This window comes from Candidatus Omnitrophota bacterium, from assembly GCA_041649175.1.
Lineage (GTDB): Bacteria > Omnitrophota > Gorgyraeia > Zapsychrales > JBAZNR01 > JBAZNR01.
Genome location: JBAZNR010000001.1, coordinates 583,513 through 600,716, shown reverse-complemented (window position 1 = coordinate 600,716; position 17,204 = coordinate 583,513). Strand labels below are relative to the sequence as shown.

The 17,204-nt window shown below is 43.7% G+C and carries 19 protein-coding genes; 5 read left to right on the top strand and 14 right to left on the bottom strand.

All coding sequences use genetic code 11. The features are described from left to right. Positions 1 to 65 precede the first annotated feature (65 nt). The 14 genes from WC676_02230 to WC676_02165 form a co-directional block, all read right to left on the bottom strand. Positions 66 to 890, bottom strand: a complete 825-nt coding sequence (locus tag WC676_02230; protein ID MFA5059427.1) for a hypothetical protein — start codon at positions 888 to 890, stop codon at positions 66 to 68. Positions 891 to 923: 33 nt separating this feature from the next. Beyond that, positions 924 to 1,631 (bottom strand): trypsin-like peptidase domain-containing protein, encoded by a 708-nt coding sequence (locus WC676_02225; GenBank protein MFA5059426.1) that lies wholly within the window; start codon positions 1,629 to 1,631, stop codon positions 924 to 926. 133 nt (positions 1,632 to 1,764) lie between these two features. Next, positions 1,765 to 2,616, bottom strand: a complete 852-nt coding sequence (locus tag WC676_02220) for a trypsin-like peptidase domain-containing protein (protein ID MFA5059425.1) — start codon at positions 2,614 to 2,616, stop codon at positions 1,765 to 1,767. Further along, complete coding sequence (locus tag WC676_02215) at positions 2,597 to 2,851, bottom strand: Smr/MutS family protein (protein MFA5059424.1); 255 nt, start codon at positions 2,849 to 2,851, stop codon at positions 2,597 to 2,599. Before WC676_02215 ends, WC676_02220 begins: the two co-directional genes overlap by 20 nt. 19 nt (positions 2,852 to 2,870) lie before the next feature. After that, entirely contained in the window at positions 2,871 to 3,296 is a 426-nt protein-coding gene (locus WC676_02210; protein ID MFA5059423.1) for a biopolymer transporter ExbD, read from the bottom strand. Then, entirely contained in the window at positions 3,280 to 3,936 is a 657-nt protein-coding gene (locus tag WC676_02205) for a MotA/TolQ/ExbB proton channel family protein (GenBank protein ID MFA5059422.1), read from the bottom strand. Before WC676_02205 ends, WC676_02210 begins: the two co-directional genes overlap by 17 nt. Before the next feature lie 37 nt (positions 3,937 to 3,973). Beyond that, positions 3,974 to 5,935 (bottom strand): APC family permease, encoded by a 1,962-nt coding sequence (locus WC676_02200; protein MFA5059421.1) that lies wholly within the window; start codon positions 5,933 to 5,935, stop codon positions 3,974 to 3,976. A 179-nt stretch (positions 5,936 to 6,114) separates the two neighbouring features. Beyond that, positions 6,115 to 6,786 (bottom strand): 16S rRNA (cytidine(1402)-2'-O)-methyltransferase, encoded by a 672-nt coding sequence (gene rsmI / locus WC676_02195; GenBank protein MFA5059420.1) that lies wholly within the window; start codon positions 6,784 to 6,786, stop codon positions 6,115 to 6,117. 131 nt (positions 6,787 to 6,917) lie between these two features. Continuing rightward, a complete protein-coding gene (glmS, locus tag WC676_02190) occupies positions 6,918 to 8,756 on the bottom strand; it encodes a glutamine--fructose-6-phosphate transaminase (isomerizing) (GenBank protein MFA5059419.1) in 1,839 nt (612 codons plus the stop codon). A gap of 2 nt (positions 8,757 to 8,758) precedes the next feature. Beyond that, positions 8,759 to 9,022: a 50S ribosomal protein L27 gene (locus WC676_02185; protein MFA5059418.1), complete on the bottom strand. Its 264-nt coding sequence runs from the start codon at positions 9,020 to 9,022 to the stop codon at positions 8,759 to 8,761. 148 nt (positions 9,023 to 9,170) lie between these two features. After that, the gene (locus WC676_02180) at positions 9,171 to 9,959 is read right to left on the bottom strand and encodes a thioredoxin domain-containing protein (protein ID MFA5059417.1); all 789 of its coding nucleotides are present in this window, start codon (positions 9,957 to 9,959) and stop codon (positions 9,171 to 9,173) included. An 18-nt stretch (positions 9,960 to 9,977) separates the two neighbouring features. Beyond that, complete coding sequence (locus tag WC676_02175; GenBank protein MFA5059416.1) at positions 9,978 to 10,340, bottom strand: PilZ domain-containing protein; 363 nt, start codon at positions 10,338 to 10,340, stop codon at positions 9,978 to 9,980. Positions 10,341 to 10,358: 18 nt separating this feature from the next. After that, positions 10,359 to 10,574: a hypothetical protein gene (locus WC676_02170; protein MFA5059415.1), complete on the bottom strand. Its 216-nt coding sequence runs from the start codon at positions 10,572 to 10,574 to the stop codon at positions 10,359 to 10,361. An 86-nt stretch (positions 10,575 to 10,660) separates the two neighbouring features. Further along, positions 10,661 to 11,494: a serine hydrolase gene (locus WC676_02165; GenBank protein MFA5059414.1), complete on the bottom strand. Its 834-nt coding sequence runs from the start codon at positions 11,492 to 11,494 to the stop codon at positions 10,661 to 10,663. A gap of 150 nt (positions 11,495 to 11,644) precedes the next feature. Between WC676_02165 and WC676_02160 the strand changes: the two genes are divergently transcribed. The 5 genes from WC676_02160 (at position 11,645) to WC676_02140 (ending at position 17,125) form a co-directional block, all read left to right on the top strand. Then, positions 11,645 to 11,929 carry a metal-sensitive transcriptional regulator gene (locus WC676_02160; GenBank protein ID MFA5059413.1) on the top strand — a complete coding sequence of 95 codons (285 nt, stop codon included), beginning with the start codon at positions 11,645 to 11,647 and terminating at the stop codon, positions 11,927 to 11,929. 18 nt (positions 11,930 to 11,947) lie between these two features. Beyond that, on the top strand, positions 11,948 to 12,358 hold the full coding sequence (locus tag WC676_02155) for a hypothetical protein (protein ID MFA5059412.1): 411 nt from the start codon (positions 11,948 to 11,950) through the stop codon (positions 12,356 to 12,358). A gap of 84 nt (positions 12,359 to 12,442) precedes the next feature. Continuing rightward, a complete protein-coding gene (locus tag WC676_02150) occupies positions 12,443 to 12,736 on the top strand; it encodes a TRASH domain-containing protein (GenBank protein ID MFA5059411.1) in 294 nt (97 codons plus the stop codon). A gap of 53 nt (positions 12,737 to 12,789) precedes the next feature. Further along, positions 12,790 to 13,923 (top strand): efflux RND transporter periplasmic adaptor subunit, encoded by a 1,134-nt coding sequence (locus tag WC676_02145; protein MFA5059410.1) that lies wholly within the window; start codon positions 12,790 to 12,792, stop codon positions 13,921 to 13,923. After that, positions 13,913 to 17,125, top strand: a complete 3,213-nt coding sequence (locus tag WC676_02140) for a CusA/CzcA family heavy metal efflux RND transporter (GenBank protein MFA5059409.1) — start codon at positions 13,913 to 13,915, stop codon at positions 17,123 to 17,125. The genes WC676_02145 and WC676_02140 overlap by 11 nt, the downstream gene beginning before the upstream one ends. The last annotated feature ends 79 nt before the right edge of the window (positions 17,126 to 17,204 follow it).

Below are 17,204 nucleotides of genomic sequence, written 5' to 3'. Positions count from 1 at the left end.
ACTGAGAGGAGAATGTGTCAAGAAGGAAAACTTAGGTACGTGTCCCCAGAATTCACATATGATTCTTACTCACACACTGTATCTAAATATGCTAACGGTCGGATTACAAACTTATTATCAATAGGTAGTAAGTCAAACTTTCTTGAGGCAACACACTTTTTGCCTAGAAATTCTTCAGTTGCATAACTAACTTTTAAATTAATTCGATAATACTTATGAGGATCTAATTCATCTAGCTTGTAATCTCCGATCATATCATCATGAATTAAGCTAGACCTGTCATGCAACAAGGTCAAGTCATGTTCATTAGAAACACATGTCTCTGGTTTAATACTTGACTCCTCATTTGTAATTCTATTAATTAGCTCAAAAGTATGGCAGCGCTTTATATTCAAAATATTTGATTTTCCAGAATTAGAAAGAAAATAATGAAAAACTAGATTATTTTCTGAGTAGGTAGCTGCATACGGTTGAATTTCAAGCATTGGACGTAACTCAATTTCAGTTATTTTCTTAGCATGATCAGCCTGATGTTTCATAATTTCTGATTGTGATTTCATAATATTTGATTGCCCATTCATAACCAATATTTGGAATATGCCCACAACAACTAACGCAAAAGTTAGAAAAAGCATTGTTTTTGAATGGAAATTTTGCGCGACAGCTAATTTCTCACCTGAAGTAATAATTTTATCAGTCGAACTCACAACGGCATCTCGTAATTCTTCTGTACTTTGATTTGTTTTCTTGAGCGTCTCATCTAAATTAGACACATTTTTGCTTAGTGCTTCTTTAAATACTGAAACTTCACCAGCTAAAAAACTTATAGACTTTACAAGCTCCTTGGTGTTGTCAGCCTCTGATTGTAAGATTTTCCCCGTTGAAGACATATATATCCCTTTTCTTTAAGTGCCCGACAAATTTTAATATTTTTTAATAAACTCCCCTATGGTCATATTAAGCAACTTGGGCTTTATATCTAATATTTTGCATGCACATATTGCTTTACCTAAGAAATAAACAATGTCTTTCGAATATATTTCCTTCTTATCTTTTTCTATTTCTTGGCATACGTTCATTTCTACCCCTGTATTCCCAATAATCATGCCTGTAATATTTCCTTTTTTATTTAAGAGAGGTGCTCCGGATAAGCCCTTAGGACAGAAAAAAGATAGCTCATACGTATAATTCTTATCAATCGAAACAACGTGACCTTTTAATGCTCTTAACGAATTATAAACTTCCCCATCATCCTTTATAGATTGTCCATGCGGGAAACCAAAGGTGTGAACATCGCTTAACATTAAAGATAGATCGGAATCCCAAATTAACTTTGCTGCAGGTATTTGCTCTAAATTGAGCTCAATAATACCTACATCAATATCCTCTAATATTTCATACTTTGAAATATTAAAATATTTGCACTCATCGTCCCCCATAAAGCCTATGCCAATTATTTTCTTGCTACTTGCATTTTTCAATACATGCCCTGCTGTAATAAAATATTTTCCCCCTAAATAACTTGCTGTACCATACACATTACTATTCTTGTCATCTTTTTTGTCTACAGATCCGATTGGGAAAACATAATTTCGGAGCCGAATACTATTAGCAGATGAAATCAATTGCATAGCTAAACTCCTTCAGCTAGTAAATTTTAAATCCCGAAAACAGAATTCCGTGAAAACACCCCTCAAAGACCACCCATGAGCGTTAGTATATGGCTCGAAGGAGAATTGTCAATATAAAATCTAACCTGAAAAGCTATTTTCTGGAAGGAACTTTGATTTTTTGTCCCGAGAGGATTCTGGGATTGGATAGGCTGTTTAACTCCATCAGCGTTTGTACTGAAGTGTTAAACTTTTTAGCCAAAGAAAAGAGGGTGTCTTTGGGCTTTATCGTATAAAGAAAGGTTTCTTTTGAGTTGGGGTCATTTTTTACACCTGAAATACTTTCGCCTTTTTGATGCAAAAAGATGATCGGCTTGGCGTAATTAATGGGAACGGCGAAGTTGATATTTTGCCCTTTTTTATTGGTGGCAGTTGTAATGCCAACGACTTCCCCTTTTAAATTAAAAAGCGGCCCGCCGCTTGAACCCGAAGAAATAGGCGTTGTTATTTGAAGCAGCTTCAGCCCTTTTTTTGCCGAACGCCGGGAGCTAATGATCCCATCAGAAACACTCGCCTCTAATCCTAGGGGATTTCCTATTGTGACAACTCCTTCGCCTACCACGATCTTATCGCTGTCGCCTAAGATGACCGGATTTAAATTCTTGGCATCAATTTTTAAAACCGCGATATCTTTGGGAGTGTCGAAACGAAGCAGTTTCGCGTGGTCATAGGTTTTGCCGTTAGAAAGTTTAATACCGATCTTAACCGCCGTTTGCAAGATATGGAAATTGGTAACAATAAGCCCGTTAGAATTGACGATAAATCCGCTTCCGAAATTTAATCCCTTGGGGCTGGTGGCGGCGACGGTGACAATAGAAGGCGAATAATCTTTCACGATATCGGCGGCGGAAAGTTCTTTGGAAAAAGAGCTTTGGGGGGAAAAGCATAGCGCGGCCATGAGGATCATGGCCGCGCAGGAAATCTTTTTAAAATCTAAAGTGAACAAATATTCTCCCGAAGTTTTTATCGTCTTTCTCCACTCGGTGATAGAGCTGTTTGATGGACGATTGGTCTAAAAACTTTAGCACGTGTTTTTTTAATTGCCCGCTTCCCTTGCCCGGAATAATCTCTACCAAAGCGATTTTCTTATCTATCGCTTCACGAATAACACGGTTTAGCTCCTCGTCAATGGATCGGCCGCGGTTAAAAATATCGTGTAAATCTAATTTTATTTTAGCCATGAAAGGAAAGTTATTTTGCTTACTTTACGGGTGAAACGCGTTCGTTGGTTCTGGTAGCGATATTGAGGCTTTTTACACCGGATTCTTTGACGATATCAATGACCCTGACCACATCCCGGAACCGGCAAGACTGATCCGCCGCCACCACCACTTTTAAATTGCGGTCACGACGCAAAAGTTCATCGATCTTTTGTTTTAATTCTTTGGTGTTAAGCGTTTTTTCTTCTAAATAAACAACGCCCTCGGCGGTAATGGTGATATACGCTTGTTTGGGATCTTCTAAGGTACTTTTGGAAGAGGCTTCGGGGAGTTTAACTTCAATGCCGCGCTGGGCAATTAAGGGAGTGGTGATCATAAAGATGATCAGCAAAACCAAGATAACATCCGTAAACGGCGTGATGTTAATTTCCGCCATCAAGCTTTGGGTTTTATGCGGTCTTCTCATTTTTGACTCTGGTTTTTTTATGTCCTTTAAGAAGCCCGGCAACTTCCGAAGCGCATAGCTCCATATCCATCACAAAACCGTTGACTCTTTTGACAAAATAATTGTAAGCCGCCACCGCCGGAATGGCCACAAAAAGCCCGGCCGCGGTGCACACCAAAGCCGCGGCAATGCCGTGAATGACCACATTAATCCCACCGGAGCCCATTTGAGCGATATCGCGAAAGGCTTCAATAATGCCCCAAACAGTACCTAAAAGCCCGATATAAACCGCCGTGCTTCCGATGGTGCCGACAATAGCGGTGCGCCGCTCTAAAATATTAACTTCGATAATGATCTGACGCTCCATGGCATCGGCTATTTCCTTCTCGTCGCCGTGCGAAGCGTTTAATCCGGCCGCCACCACTTCGGAAAAAGGCGTTAAGGTTTTATGACAGGTGGTTTGCGCTTTTTTGATATCATTTTCTTCCAGCTCTTTTCGAATAAGACGCATAAAATTGACCCTGGAGGTTTTGGAGCGCAGAGAATAAAAAAGAATTCTTTCGGCGATGATGGCAATTGACACGACGGAACAACAGATCAAAAAATACATGACCGGGCCGCCGACTCTTAAAGCGTCCCATATGGAAAAATTCTTGAACATAACTGATCCTTTCTAAAAAATCTGAAAAATCTTTTTATCAAACACGAATGGGCAAAAGCACAAACGGTGTTCCGGTATAATAAAACTTTCTTTGAAGAGCAAAGACCGTGTGGTTATGCAAAACACGGGTGAAGAATGTTTCTTCCGGGAAAACCAATTGCCCGCCGAAGAAAACCACGTTAGGAAAACGCGTGATAATATCCTGAGAGGCCTTTTCTACTTCGTCAATGACATCAATGCCGACGCGCGAAATCCCTTCGGCGTAAAAACCGTTTTGGCGCATAAAGGTGATGTAACGCTTGATATCACTTTGCGCGTGCTCTTTTAAGCGGTCCACTTCCTGGGCCCCTTTAAAATTTCCGGCATCAATAACGCCGACTTCCACGAAAACAAAATTCTTAAAAGAACTTCCGAAAAGGCGCATAACGCCAAATAGCGTATGCAAGCCAAGCCCGTTAAAACCGTTCACCAATAAAACAGCCGTTTTCGCTTGATGGTCTGGCTCTTGATGGACTTTCGGCACCTTAGCGTCATCTTTAAGCTCGGCGGAAACCGTCTGGACCAGATCGTTTAAGCGTCGTAACAATTTTCCGGTCAGATAATAATGGCGTTTGATAAAGATTGCCAGTAAAACAATAGTTCCGGTTAAAACCAAAGTGATCCATCCGCCTTCATGGAATTTTAAAATGACCATAGATAAAAGGATGAATGACGTTAAAACAAGCCCCGCGCCGTTGATGGTGATTCTTTTTTTCCATTTTCGCTCTTCCCGGCGAACCTGCCACCAATGACGCACCATCCCTAATTGTGATAAACAAAATGTGATAAATACATTGATGCTGTATAAAACGACCAACATCTGGACCAAGCCCTGGGTAAATATGATGGTGGCCGCCGCCGCAACACCCATCAACATAACGCCGTTTTGGGTGACCAAACGGTCACTTAAACTGGCAAAACGATTAGGAAACCATCGGTCAACGGCCATGTTGGCCAAAACCCGAGGCCCGTCCACAAAACCGGCTTGCGCCGCCACAAAAAGCAAAGCGGCTTCCGAAAACAAAGCAGTGAGGACAAATCCATAACCGCCGCCGGGCCATTCGCGGACGATCGATTCAAATAAAACCGCGTTAAGCGTTTTGCCGGGCTGAGCGGACACATTAAATAATAAATACGCGATCATAAGCCCCGTGGCGGTAAACGCCAAAGAAAGAGCCATATAACGCATGGTTTTTTTGGCTGTTTGCACTCTGGGTTCTCTTAAAATAGGAAGACCGTTACTGACAGCCTCGATCCCGGTATAAGTTCCGGCGCCCATCCCGTAAGAACGTAAGATAAGAAAGATAATTCCCCATAAGCCCATTTCGCTATGCGCCGTTGACATATCGGTACTGACGGAATGAAAAACTTGAGTGAAACCGGCCAGATGGACAACGAGGGCGTAAACGATGGCGATAAAATGGGTCACAATGAAGATCATAAAAACCGGGACCAAAGAGATGACAGACTCTTTAACGCCGCGCATATTCATGATCATAAGAAGTAAAACACCACCGATGGCGAAATAGATCTTAAGCGGTTGATAAGCGACGGGAAAAAAGCTGAATAAGGCATCGGCACTGCTGGCGATGGAAATGGCGATGGTTAAAACATAATCGATCAAAAGAGCGCATCCTGAGATCATACCGGTGGTGGGCGAAAGAAGTTTGCTGGCGACCAAATAACCTCCGCCGCCGCTGGGAAATAGCTCAATAATTTGCGAATAGCTTTCACTGATCACGAAAATCGTGGCGGCCATGGCCAAGGCCACAAAAAGGCTTAAAGACGGGTATTTGCCTAAGGCTAAAAAGGTTTGTTCCGGGCCGTAACAAGAAGACGATAGCCCGTCAGCGCCCAAACCAACCCAGGCAAATAAGGCAATGAGCGTTATATTATGGAAGATCCCGCGGTCGGTTGGATTTCTCGCCTGGCCGATGACCAGGTGTTTAACCCGTTTCATGAGTGGTATTTTTGCAGCCATTGGACAGCCTTTCTTCGTTGGCGGGAATTTCTCCGCCAAGCTCTAGGGCTCTTTCTCTGCCAAAAGGCGGAGAAAGAGCCCTAAGAATTCAGCAAACACTTCCATCATTTATATCATAAAAAGACCGGTTGTCAACATAGGCGCTATCGGATATTATCTTACTTTTCTACGGTCAAATTGAACAATAACACTATCTCGCCCTTAGGCTTTGACTTCTCAAAATGCGCCAAAAGCACGCTTGCCTTTCCTTTTTTGATCTCTTCAAACTTCTTGGTTAACTCGCGCGCCACAACAACAACCGGGTCACTTAAAACGTCTTTGATGTCTTCCAAAGCCGAAACAATGCGATGAGGAGATTCGTAAAAGATAACGGTCCGCCGCTCGTCTTTAAAGCCTCCCAACTTTTTACGCCGGGCGGCAGATTTAACCGGCAAAAATCCTTCAAAAATAAAGGCATGCGCTGGCAAACCTGACGCGGAAAGCGCGGTGATTAAAGCCGTCGCACCGGGAATCACATAAATAGGAATTTCGTTTTCCTGCGCCAAGCGAATCAGATGAAAACCCGGATCACTTATTCCTGGCGTCCCGGCGTCCGTTACCAAAGCCACATTTTTCCCGTCTTTCAAGAGCTTAATGATCTCTTCCCCACGTTTGACTTGATTATGTTCAAAGTAGCTTAAAAGAGGTTTTTGAATATTGTAATGATCTAAAAGGATTTTGCTATGGCGGGTATCTTCAGCGGCGATAATATCAACTTGTTGAAGCGTTTCAACAGCGCGAAAGGTGATGTCTTTTAAATTACCGATAGGTGTAGAAACAATATATAGCATTTTAAATTCCAATCACCAAGCAACAATAACCAAATAAATCACAATAACCAATTCTCAATAGCCAAACCGTTTGGAATTCGATTATTGAATATTGTAAATTATTTGGTTATTGGAATTTGGTTTTTGATCATTTATTCAACCGTTACAGATTTCGCTAAATTCCGCGGCTGGTCTACATCGCACCCGCGTTTAACGGCGATATAATACGCAATAAGCTGTAAAGGTACGACCGCCAAAAGCGGCGTTAAGATCTTGTGTGTTTTAGGAATATAGACAACGTGGCTGGCGTGATGCTTGATCGTTTCATCGCCGGATGTGGCAATGGCGATAATTTTTCCTCGGCGCGCTTTAATTTCCTGCATATTGGAGATCATCTTATCGTAAATATCCGACTGCGGCGCGATACAGACAACCGCGCGGTATTCATCAATTAAAGCGATGGGCCCGTGCTTCATTTCTCCGGCCGCGTAACCTTCCGCCGGAATATAAGAGATCTCTTTTAATTTTAAAGCGCCTTCCAGCGCCGTCGGGAAATTGATGTTGCGCCCTAAGAATAAAAAACATCCAAAGTGCGAATTGGCGCGGGCAACCTGGGCTATCTTGTCTTTATTATTTAAAATATCTTTCAAAAGCGCCGGAATATGTTTTAATTCTTTGACGATCTCATTTAATTCTTTCGATCTTATTTTCCCGCGTGCTGTGGCAAGTTTGAGCGCTAATAAATACAACATCATCAATTGCGCCGTATAAGCTTTCGTGGAGGCAACGCCGATTTCCGGGCCGGCATGCGTATACAAAATTCCGTCGGATTCGCGCGCTAAAGACGAACCAACCGCGTTACAAATAGAAATAACTTTTGCTCCCTTTAGCTTCGCTTCCTTGACCGCCGCCAGCGTATCGGCTGTTTCTCCGGATTGGCTGATCGCCACAACTAAAGTTTTCTTGCTGACCAAAGGAAATCGGTAACGAAATTCGCTGGAAAGATCGGTCCAAACAGGAATTTGGGCAAATTGTTCGATCAAATATTTTCCGACCATTCCGGCGTGATACGCCGTTCCGCAGGCCACCACCACCACATTTTGAAATTCGCGTAACTGACGATCGTTTAATGAAATCCCGTCAAGGTAAACGCGGTTTCCCTTTAGCCTTGAAGATAAAATTTGTGACAAAACAGCCGGTTGCTCGTGGATCTCTTTGAGCATAAAATGGGCAAAACCTTCTCTTTGCGCCGCGCCCACTTTAAACGCCACGGTGTGGATCTTGGTTGGAACTTTTTTCCCGGAAAAGGTCGATACTTCCACTTTACCTTTGGTTAAAACCGCCATATGCCCGTCGGATAAATAGATAACTTTTTTAGTTTTATCCAAAATGGCCGGAACATCCGATGCGATAAAATTCTCACCCTTGCCGATGCCAACGATCAAAGGAGAACCCACCCGCGCCGCGATCAAGCGATCGGGATCATCCGAACAAAGGATCCCTAAGGCAAAAGACCCTTTAAGTTGGACGATCGCCCGGCGTACCGCCGATAGAAAATCTTTTTTCTGTTTGTAATAATGTTCAATGAGGTGGGCAATGACTTCCGTGTCGGTTTCGGAGGAAAAGGTATGGTTTTTTTCCTGAAGGAATTTCTTTAATTCCTGATAATTTTCGATAATACCGTTATGAACGACAACGATTTTTCCGGAACAATCACAGTGAGGGTGAGCGTTTGTGCGGTTAGGTTTTCCGTGAGTGGCCCAACGGGTGTGGCAGATTCCTAAAAAGCTTTCGGGCAGATGCTTGCTTTGAATAAGCTCTTCTAAGGCTTTGATCTTGCCCTGATTTTTTCGCACAGCGATCTTACTTTTATCGCGCGCGATGACCGCGATACCGCTGGAGTCATAGCCGCGGTATTCTAACTTTTTAAGGCCGTCTAAAAGAATAGGGGCGGCATTTTTGTGGCCGACATAGCCGACGATACCGCACATAATTATTTCTTGGCTTCTTTAAGTGCTTTGGGTTTGATATTGATCAATGTTACAGCTCTTCGATAACTGCCGCGTTTACGGGTAAAATAAACTTCTCCGTCGCAGCTAGCCGTTAAACTGGTGCGCCCATCCACATTGATGCCGGGCTGCCAACGATGGCCTTCACGGGTAAGAATTGTTCCGGCTTTAACCACTTGCCCGCCGGAAACCTTCATTCCCTTGGTTTCTTTGTAATTGATTGTCGATAAACCGCCTAGACGTGTCATTGTGTATCTCCTTATGAATTGTGCGTTAAATAACAAATTCCTAATGACAAATGTCAAATAAATATCAAATGGCTAATTCCCAATCCGTCATTAAACATTTGAAATTGGGAATTTATTTGTCATTTGGAATTTGACATTGATCATTAATTTACTTCTTTTCCTTTAAAACCGCATCTATTTCCGCTTTCCATCCCGCTAGATCACGCGCGCGGGTTTTTTTGCCGTTCAAATAAAATGTCGGCGTTCCGCGGGCGTCAACTTCTTCCACAGTTTTTAAATCCGCGGCGATCATTTTTTCCCATTGAGCATCTTTTTCTTTGAGATCCTTGGAAAATTGATCAACATTGATCCCAATTTGCTTGGCTAATTCTTTATATTTCTCTTCACTCAATTCTTTGCCGTTGGCAAACAAGGCTTCGACCATTTCCCAATATTTTCCTTGTTCCCCGGCCGCAAGTGACGCCTTAGCCGCCGGTTTGGCATTGGGATGAAATCCTAGAGGATAATTCTTCAATATATAATTCACGTCGTTCGGATAAGCCTTCAAGACTTCCGCAACAACGGGATGAAATCTCTGTGAATATGGGCATTGAAAATCCGAAAACTCGACAATGGTGACTTTAGCATTCTTATTTCCCAAGACCGGAGAGCTTCCAACATCAATTTTGTAGACTTTATTAACGTCTTCCGGGTTGGGAGCTTGAGGCGCAGGAGGATTGTTGCCGGCCATACGGCCCAAAGCCGACGGCAGACTGCGTAGGGCCATCTGGACAGCAGTCAAATCGCTTGTTATTTTCGACTCATGCGATTCCAGCTTTAATTCTAGTCCCGCGATCTTTTTTTCTAAAGTATCCTGCCTTCTTAAAGTTTCGGACGCGGCGAACATCAGAAGAATGATCGAAAACGAAATGCTTAACGTATAAACCCATCTTGGCATACAAGGCTCCTTCTGTTTTTAAAGCGACGGTTTAAAACTCGCGGTGATCTTTTCTTTCCAGTCCTGATACAAAAAATCCAAAATATCTGTTTTAGCCTGAGGGTCTATTTTGGTGATCTTGGCCCCATAAGAAAAACGGGACGGATGCAAAGCCTTCGTCCAGGAAATGCGAGCTTCACAGGCAACGGCCGAATGAACGTGCGGCCCTTTTAGCAAAAATTGATAGATCTCTTCGGGGTGAAAATCCTTGGAGGAAACAAACGCTATTCCGTCGCGGCTCAAATTGGATAACTGCGCGACAGCGCTGTGATCCGCGAGCTCGACAACATATTCGTGCTGCGGCGGACATTCAAAGCGAGGATTTCTTCGTCGGTCGTACATGATCCATCGTCCTTATACTTACGGATTTACCTTTGATCTTGTTCTTTCTTCAGCCACGGTATAAACAGCGTTTTGATATAAGAAATCTTCCCAGTTCAAGTCAGCGGATAATTGTTGGATATGCGCCTGTGTTTGCTGGGCGGCTACCTCAAGCTTAACCATCATCACCGTATAGAAGATCAAAAGACCGATGATCGCGAACAAAAAGGTTAAGGCTTTCTTAATATTATCCATAAAAGGGACACGCTTGTTCTGCAATTGTAGCGTAAAGTCGGGTGTTTTTCAAATTTATTTAAGCAGCGAAAGGGCCTCTAGTGTCTTTAACGCGAATGGATATAACGGGCTACAATTGTCTTGATATCATCCCAACGCTGATCACAGCCGAAAACCGCGATGATCATCGTATCTTTCTTGCCATCCAAATAACCGACAAAGCACGAGCGTGCTTTTCTGGTATAGCCTGTTTTCCCGTAAATATTTTGCCCCCAGCTTTTCCATAAAAGCTTATTATGGTTTTTAAGATAAGTCTTCTTACCGCTTTGGGAAACAATGGTTTTGTACTTATAGCTGAGGGCCTTTTTGAAAAAAGGATATTTCAACGCTTCGCGGAACATCAAATACATATCATAGGCGGTCGTGTATTGCGATTGCTTGGTGGGCAACCCATGGCTGTTCATAAATTTTGTTTTCTTAGCTCCTAATTGCTTGGCCCGCGCGTTCATTTTTTTGACAAATTCCCATTCTGATCCAGAAACCGCCTCCGCTAAAACAACGCTAGCATCATTAGCCGAGCTGATCAACATGGCATAAAGCAATTCGGAAACTTTGTAACGTTCTCCGGGTTTTAAATATATTTTACTTGGCTGAACGTAAGTTGCTCTAGAAGAAACAGTTACAACGCTATCTAAAGACAAGTTCTCCAAAACAAGCAAGGCCGTCATTACCTTGGTTGTGCTGGCCGGAACAACTGTGGTTTCGACATTTTTTCCGTAAAGCCGTACGCCTTTGGTACTATTAGAGAAGATAGCGGAACGAGCCGTAACACGGTGGGCCTTAGACTTTTTTTTCGCAGCGAATGTATCGGAGCAAAAAAGAAAAACAAAAGCCAAAAGGCCGGTAAAAATGATCCCTGATCTTGATCGAAAGAATTTCATTGGCGATATTTTCGGTATTGTTTATGGCACATTTTACACTAAGTTTGGTCAATTTCAAATATATCTTCGTTGATTTTGCCTTACAAAGCCCTTGACATACCCCCTGGGGGTATGCTATAGTTTGCTTAATCATAAAAAGGGGTTACTGCTATGATCCAAAAGAAATTCCCGGGCCACAATGAACAGATCGTTCACCTAAAAAGGATCGAAGGGCAGATTCGCGGCATCCGCAACATGATCGAAAGCGGAGAATATTGCGTCGACATTATCAATCAAGTCAATGCCGCGACCCAAGCCCTGCATCGGGTTTCCGAAAAAATATTTGAGCGCCATCTTCAAACATGTGTCGGGTCTGCTTTAACCAGCAGATCAACACAACAGCGTTCCGAAAAGATCAACGAAGTTCTAAATATTATCCGTCGGATGAAAAAGTAAAGCACAAGGAATTCTTTGATGCGTAAAACAATAAAAAAAATGACGGCTTGCCTGATGGCCCTTTTTCTTGTTCTGGCGGCCATGTTTTGTTGCTGTACGCATGCAGTGGCTTTTGCGACAGCCGCATCTTGCTGTGATAAAAATTATTCACCGGACCATGCGACAAGCCCCCAGATCAAAGCGTATCATCCCGATAGCGGCCACGCTTGCAACTGCCAGAAAATAGAACAAGCTCTTACGGTGCAATCGTCGCCGGAAGGAAGTTCATTATTTTCTTCCAAGCTTTTGTTTGCGATGGCAACGTTCGGGCTTCCGGCAGAAAAAGAATTTTCACAACATACCCTTTTCTCTCTTGCAGCTCAGCATTCACCGCCGACTGGAACAAACCTCGTTTCTCTCTATCTTAAAAACTCCGTTTTTCGCCTCTAAACACTATCCACAAAATTTCTTTTTCATCCTGAAGAATGTTTCTTTAGGCAATCTCACTATTTTAAAAACAAAAGGAGGATTCAAATGAAAGTTTTATCACTGCTATTAATGGGTGCTTTACTGCTTACAAACACACCAGCCTCATTGGCCTATCATCATGAAGGCCAAGGTGCCACCGCTCAAACACCCTCAACAGCCGTCGATGCTGGAAATAAAATTTGCCCGGTGAGCGGCGAGGAAATCGGCGGTATGGGCGAAGGTGTTTCTTATGAATATAACGGAAAAGTTTATAAACTTTGCTGTCTGGGATGTTTAAAAGATTTTCAGAAAAACCCGGAAAAATTCAGCCGCATCGCTGAAGAAAGCTTGAAAAAATAACGGTAGGTCAGAAAATTGCCTTACCTTTTATCCTTAAACTTAGGAGAACAAACATGAAGATCCAAAAACTCATTCCCATACTTTTCTTAAGCCTGTTGGCCATTGGCGCGGTTGGGTCATTTCTTACAAAGAACCGGATGGCCCCAAGTCACCACGAGCAGGCCAATATCTATTATTGTCCGATGCATCCTAGTTACACCGCCGATAAACCGGGTTTGTGCCCTATTTGCAATATGAGCCTGGTTAAAAAAGAAAACACTTCTGATGTTTCCAAATCCTCCGTTTCAGGATATAGCACGGTTTCTATAAATTCGGATCAACAAAAACTCTTGGGCGTTAAAACGGCTACCGTCGTCAAAAAACCGTTCATTAAAACAGTTTTTGCAACGGGAAACTTTGTCCACGACCTAGAACTGTACCAAGCGGCTTTGGAATATATCGACGCCTGGCAGGATTACCGCATTTTACGTTCCCGCCGGATCGCCGGAGAAGAGTTTAAAAACGCGTATACGCGCTTTCTAAAAACCGAATATGAATTACAGCACTTAGGCCTGAATCAAGACGAATTGGACCATTTACGCGCGATCCGTTTGCGGGCTGTAAAACTAACTCCTGATCTATCCGCGGCATCGTCAAAAACTCCTCAGGAAATTGCCGAAACATTCCTGCCGTCGCAGCACACCTCCGAACTTGCCTTTTTGCATGAAACGCTTAATTCCTTTATTTATGCCCAAGTCGCGGAGGCGGATATTCATCTTATCCGCGAAGGACAAAAAGCACACATTGAAATTCCGGCTCTGAAAGGAACACTGTTGGGAGAAGTTCACGGTATCTCGTCGCAAGTCGACAAAGAAACACGTAAAGTGAAAGTACGCATCAGGCTTTTTGCGCACACGACAGATCTAAAGGCCGATATGTACGCGAATGTTTATATCCCGATCGAGTCAGCAGAAAGCCTTCTTGTCCCCCGCGATGCGGTCTTAATGACGGGAACGCGTTCCATCGTCTTTGTGAAAACAGAAAATGATTTTGAACCGAAAGAGATCACGGTCGGAGAAGAAAATAGCGAATGGGTTGTAGTTTTAGACGGCCTTAAAGAGAACGATGTCGTTGTAAGCGGCGCGAACTTTCTCGTAGACTCAGAAAGCCGGCTAAAGGCTGCTTTAGGAGGCTCCCATGTTCATTGAAAAGATCGTCACCTTTTCGGTGCGCAATAAATCCTTGATCTTTATGTTGACCGCCGCCGCTATCATCACGGCAGTCTGGTCGATAAAAAATATCCCGCTCGATGCCATTCCCGACCTTTCGGATACTCAGGTGATCATTTATTCGCGCTGGGATAAAAGCCCGGACTTGGTCGAAGACCAGGTCACTTATCCGATCATTTCCTCTTTGCTGGGAGCTCCGAACGTAAAATCTATCCGCGGTTTTTCTGATTTCGGATTTTCTTATGTCTATGTGATCTTCAAAGACGGAACGGATATTTATTGGGCGCGCAGCCGGGTGACGGAATATTTAAGTAAAATTCTCCCCCGACTCCCCGAAGGCGTTAAAACAGAATTAGGACCCGATGCCACCGGCGTGGGATGGGTTTTTCAATATGCCTTGGTTGATAAAAGCGGCAAGCACGATCTTCAGGAATTGCGAAGTTTTCAGGACTGGTCTTTACGCTATCATCTGCAGAGTGTTCCCGGTGTAGCCGAGGTTGCCTCTTTAGGCGGATTTGTCAAACAGTATCAGATCACCGTCGACCCTAAAAAACTTTTGGCCTACAACATTCCTTTAACAGATGTCATGGATGCCGTACGCAGCGGCAATGAAGAAGCCGGCGGGCGTCTTTTAGAATTTTCGGGAACTGAATATATGGTGCGCAGCCACGGCCTCGCCAAAACGATCAAAGACTTTGAGGATATTGTTCTTAAAACCGATGCGAACGGAACGCCAATTTTGATCAAAGATGTGGCTCGTGTCGCTCTAGGGCCGGAAATGCGCCGGGGAATCGCTGATCTTAACGGAGAAGGCGATGTTGTCACCGGAACCATTGTTATGCGCTACGGAGAAAACGCGCTCACTGTTATCAACCGCGTAAAAGAAAAGATCAAGGAACTTAAATCCTCTTTTCCCGAAGGAGTAGAATTAAAAGTCCTTTACGACCGTTCGGACCTTATTCAAAAGGCGATCGACACGCTCAAGCATCAGCTGGTTGAAGAAATGCTTATCGTTAGTTTAATTATCATTATCTTTTTGTGGCATTTCCCTTCCGCGTTCGTTCCTATTGTCACTATTCCGGTTGCCGTTCTTTTATCTTTCATTCCTTTCTATGGACTGAAATTAACGGCTAATATCATGTCGCTATCGGGCATCGCCATTTCCATCGGCGTTTTGGTCGACGGAGCCATTGTTCAAGTTGAAAACGCCTATAAACGTTTGGAAGAATGGAAGGCCAACGGACGAAACGGAGATTTTCATGCCGTCCTTTTAAACTCGATCACCGAGATCGCTCCATCGGTATTTTTCTCTCTTTTAGTGGTCGCTGTTTCTTTTATGCCGATCTTCACACTCGTTGACCAAGAAGGAAGATTATTTAAGCCGTTAGCGTGGACAAAAAATTTAAGCATGTTGATCGCCGCCGTTTTAGCCATCACCTTAGATCCGGCACTGAGGTTCATGTTCACCCGAATGGACCCTATTCAATTTAAGAAAATAAAATGGCCATTTGTTTCTAAAATAGCAACGACCTTGGCGGTCGGAAATTATTATCCGGAAGAAAAACATCCCGTAAGCCGTTTCCTTTTTAAATGCTATGATCCGGTTTGCCGATTTGTTTTAAGAAAACGTAAATTAACCCTTATTGCTGCTCTTGTTCTTGGGTTGGCAACCATTCCTATCTATATGCGTTTGGGTTCGGAATTTATGCCTCCACTATGGGAAGGCTCTATCCTTTATATGCCGACCACCTTACCCGGTATTTCGGTAACACAAGCACAAAAACTTTTGCAAGAGCAAGATAAGATCCTTAAAAGTTTTCCGGAAGTTGAAAGCGTCTTCGGCAAAGCCGGACGTATGGAAAGTTCCACCGACCCCGCGCCTTTTTCCATGATGGAAACAGCCGTTATCCTAAAGCCACAAAATGAATGGCGTAAAATAAATGGGCGTCTCCTATCACATGAACAACTGATCAGTGAAATGGACGCCGCCCTCAAGATCCCCGGAACCACCAATGCCTGGACCATGCCTATTAAAAACCGACTGGATATGTTATCGACAGGTGTGCGCACGCCGGTGGGAATAAAGATCCTGGGTGATGACACCGAAAAAATTGAGGAAATAGGCACACATATCGAAATGATCCTGCGTAATGTCAAAGGCGTGCGCAGTATTTATGCCGAACGCGCCGCCGGAGGCTATTTTCTGGATTTCGATTTAAAACGCACAGAGCTGGCGCGTTACGGACTTTCGGTCAAAGACGCGCAAATGATCGTTACTTCGGCCATCGGCGGAGAAAACATCACCGAAACCATCGAAGGCCGCCAGCGTTATCCGGTCAATGTCCGTTATCCGCGCGAATTACGCGATGATCCGGAAGAGCTGGCTAATGTCTTAATTGCCACACCATCGGGCCAGCAAATCCCTCTTTCCTATATTGCCGATATTGTCTTACGGACCGGGCCGGCCATGATACGCAACGAAAACGGAATGTTAGCCGGCTATGTTTATGTGGATGTGGCGAATCGTGATATCGGCAGTTTTGTCGACGAGGCCAAAAAAATCGTTTCCGGCGAATTAAAACTGCCTAAAGGCTACGGGCTTCTTTGGAGCGGCCAATATGAAAATATGATCCGCGTTAAAGAACGACTTAAAGTCGTTATCCCTTTGACCATTTTTATCATCTGCCTTTTGCTTTATTTTAATACAAAGTCATGGATCAAAACGGGGATTGTTTTACTCGCCGTTCCTTTTTCTTTGATAGGTGCCGTATGGCTACTATGGATACTAGGTTACAACATTTCCATCGCCACCTGGGTGGGAATGATAGCGCTGATGGGGCTCGACGCCGAAACCGGTGTTTTTATGCTTCTATTCTTGGATCTCTCTTATAAAGATGCCGTCGCTAAGGGAAAAATGCGTCATAGAGAAGATCTGGAAGAAGCCATTGTACACGGCGCCGTCAAACGCATCCGCCCAAAGATGATGACGGTTGCGGCGGCCTTTATGGGCCTTCTTCCTATTATGTGGGCCACAGGCGCGGGATCAGATATGATGCGCCGTGTGGCGGCACCCATGGTTGGCGGACTGGCAAGCTCTTTTATTCTGGAACTTCTCATTTACCCGGTCGTTTATTTTATTTGGAAATGGCATAGCGAAGTAAAAGCACCTCAGCTTCGTTAAGCTTTCCCTTTTTAATAACTGCTTGACATCTCCTTTAGCGTATAATACTATAAATACCAAATTAGTATTGTACGCTAAA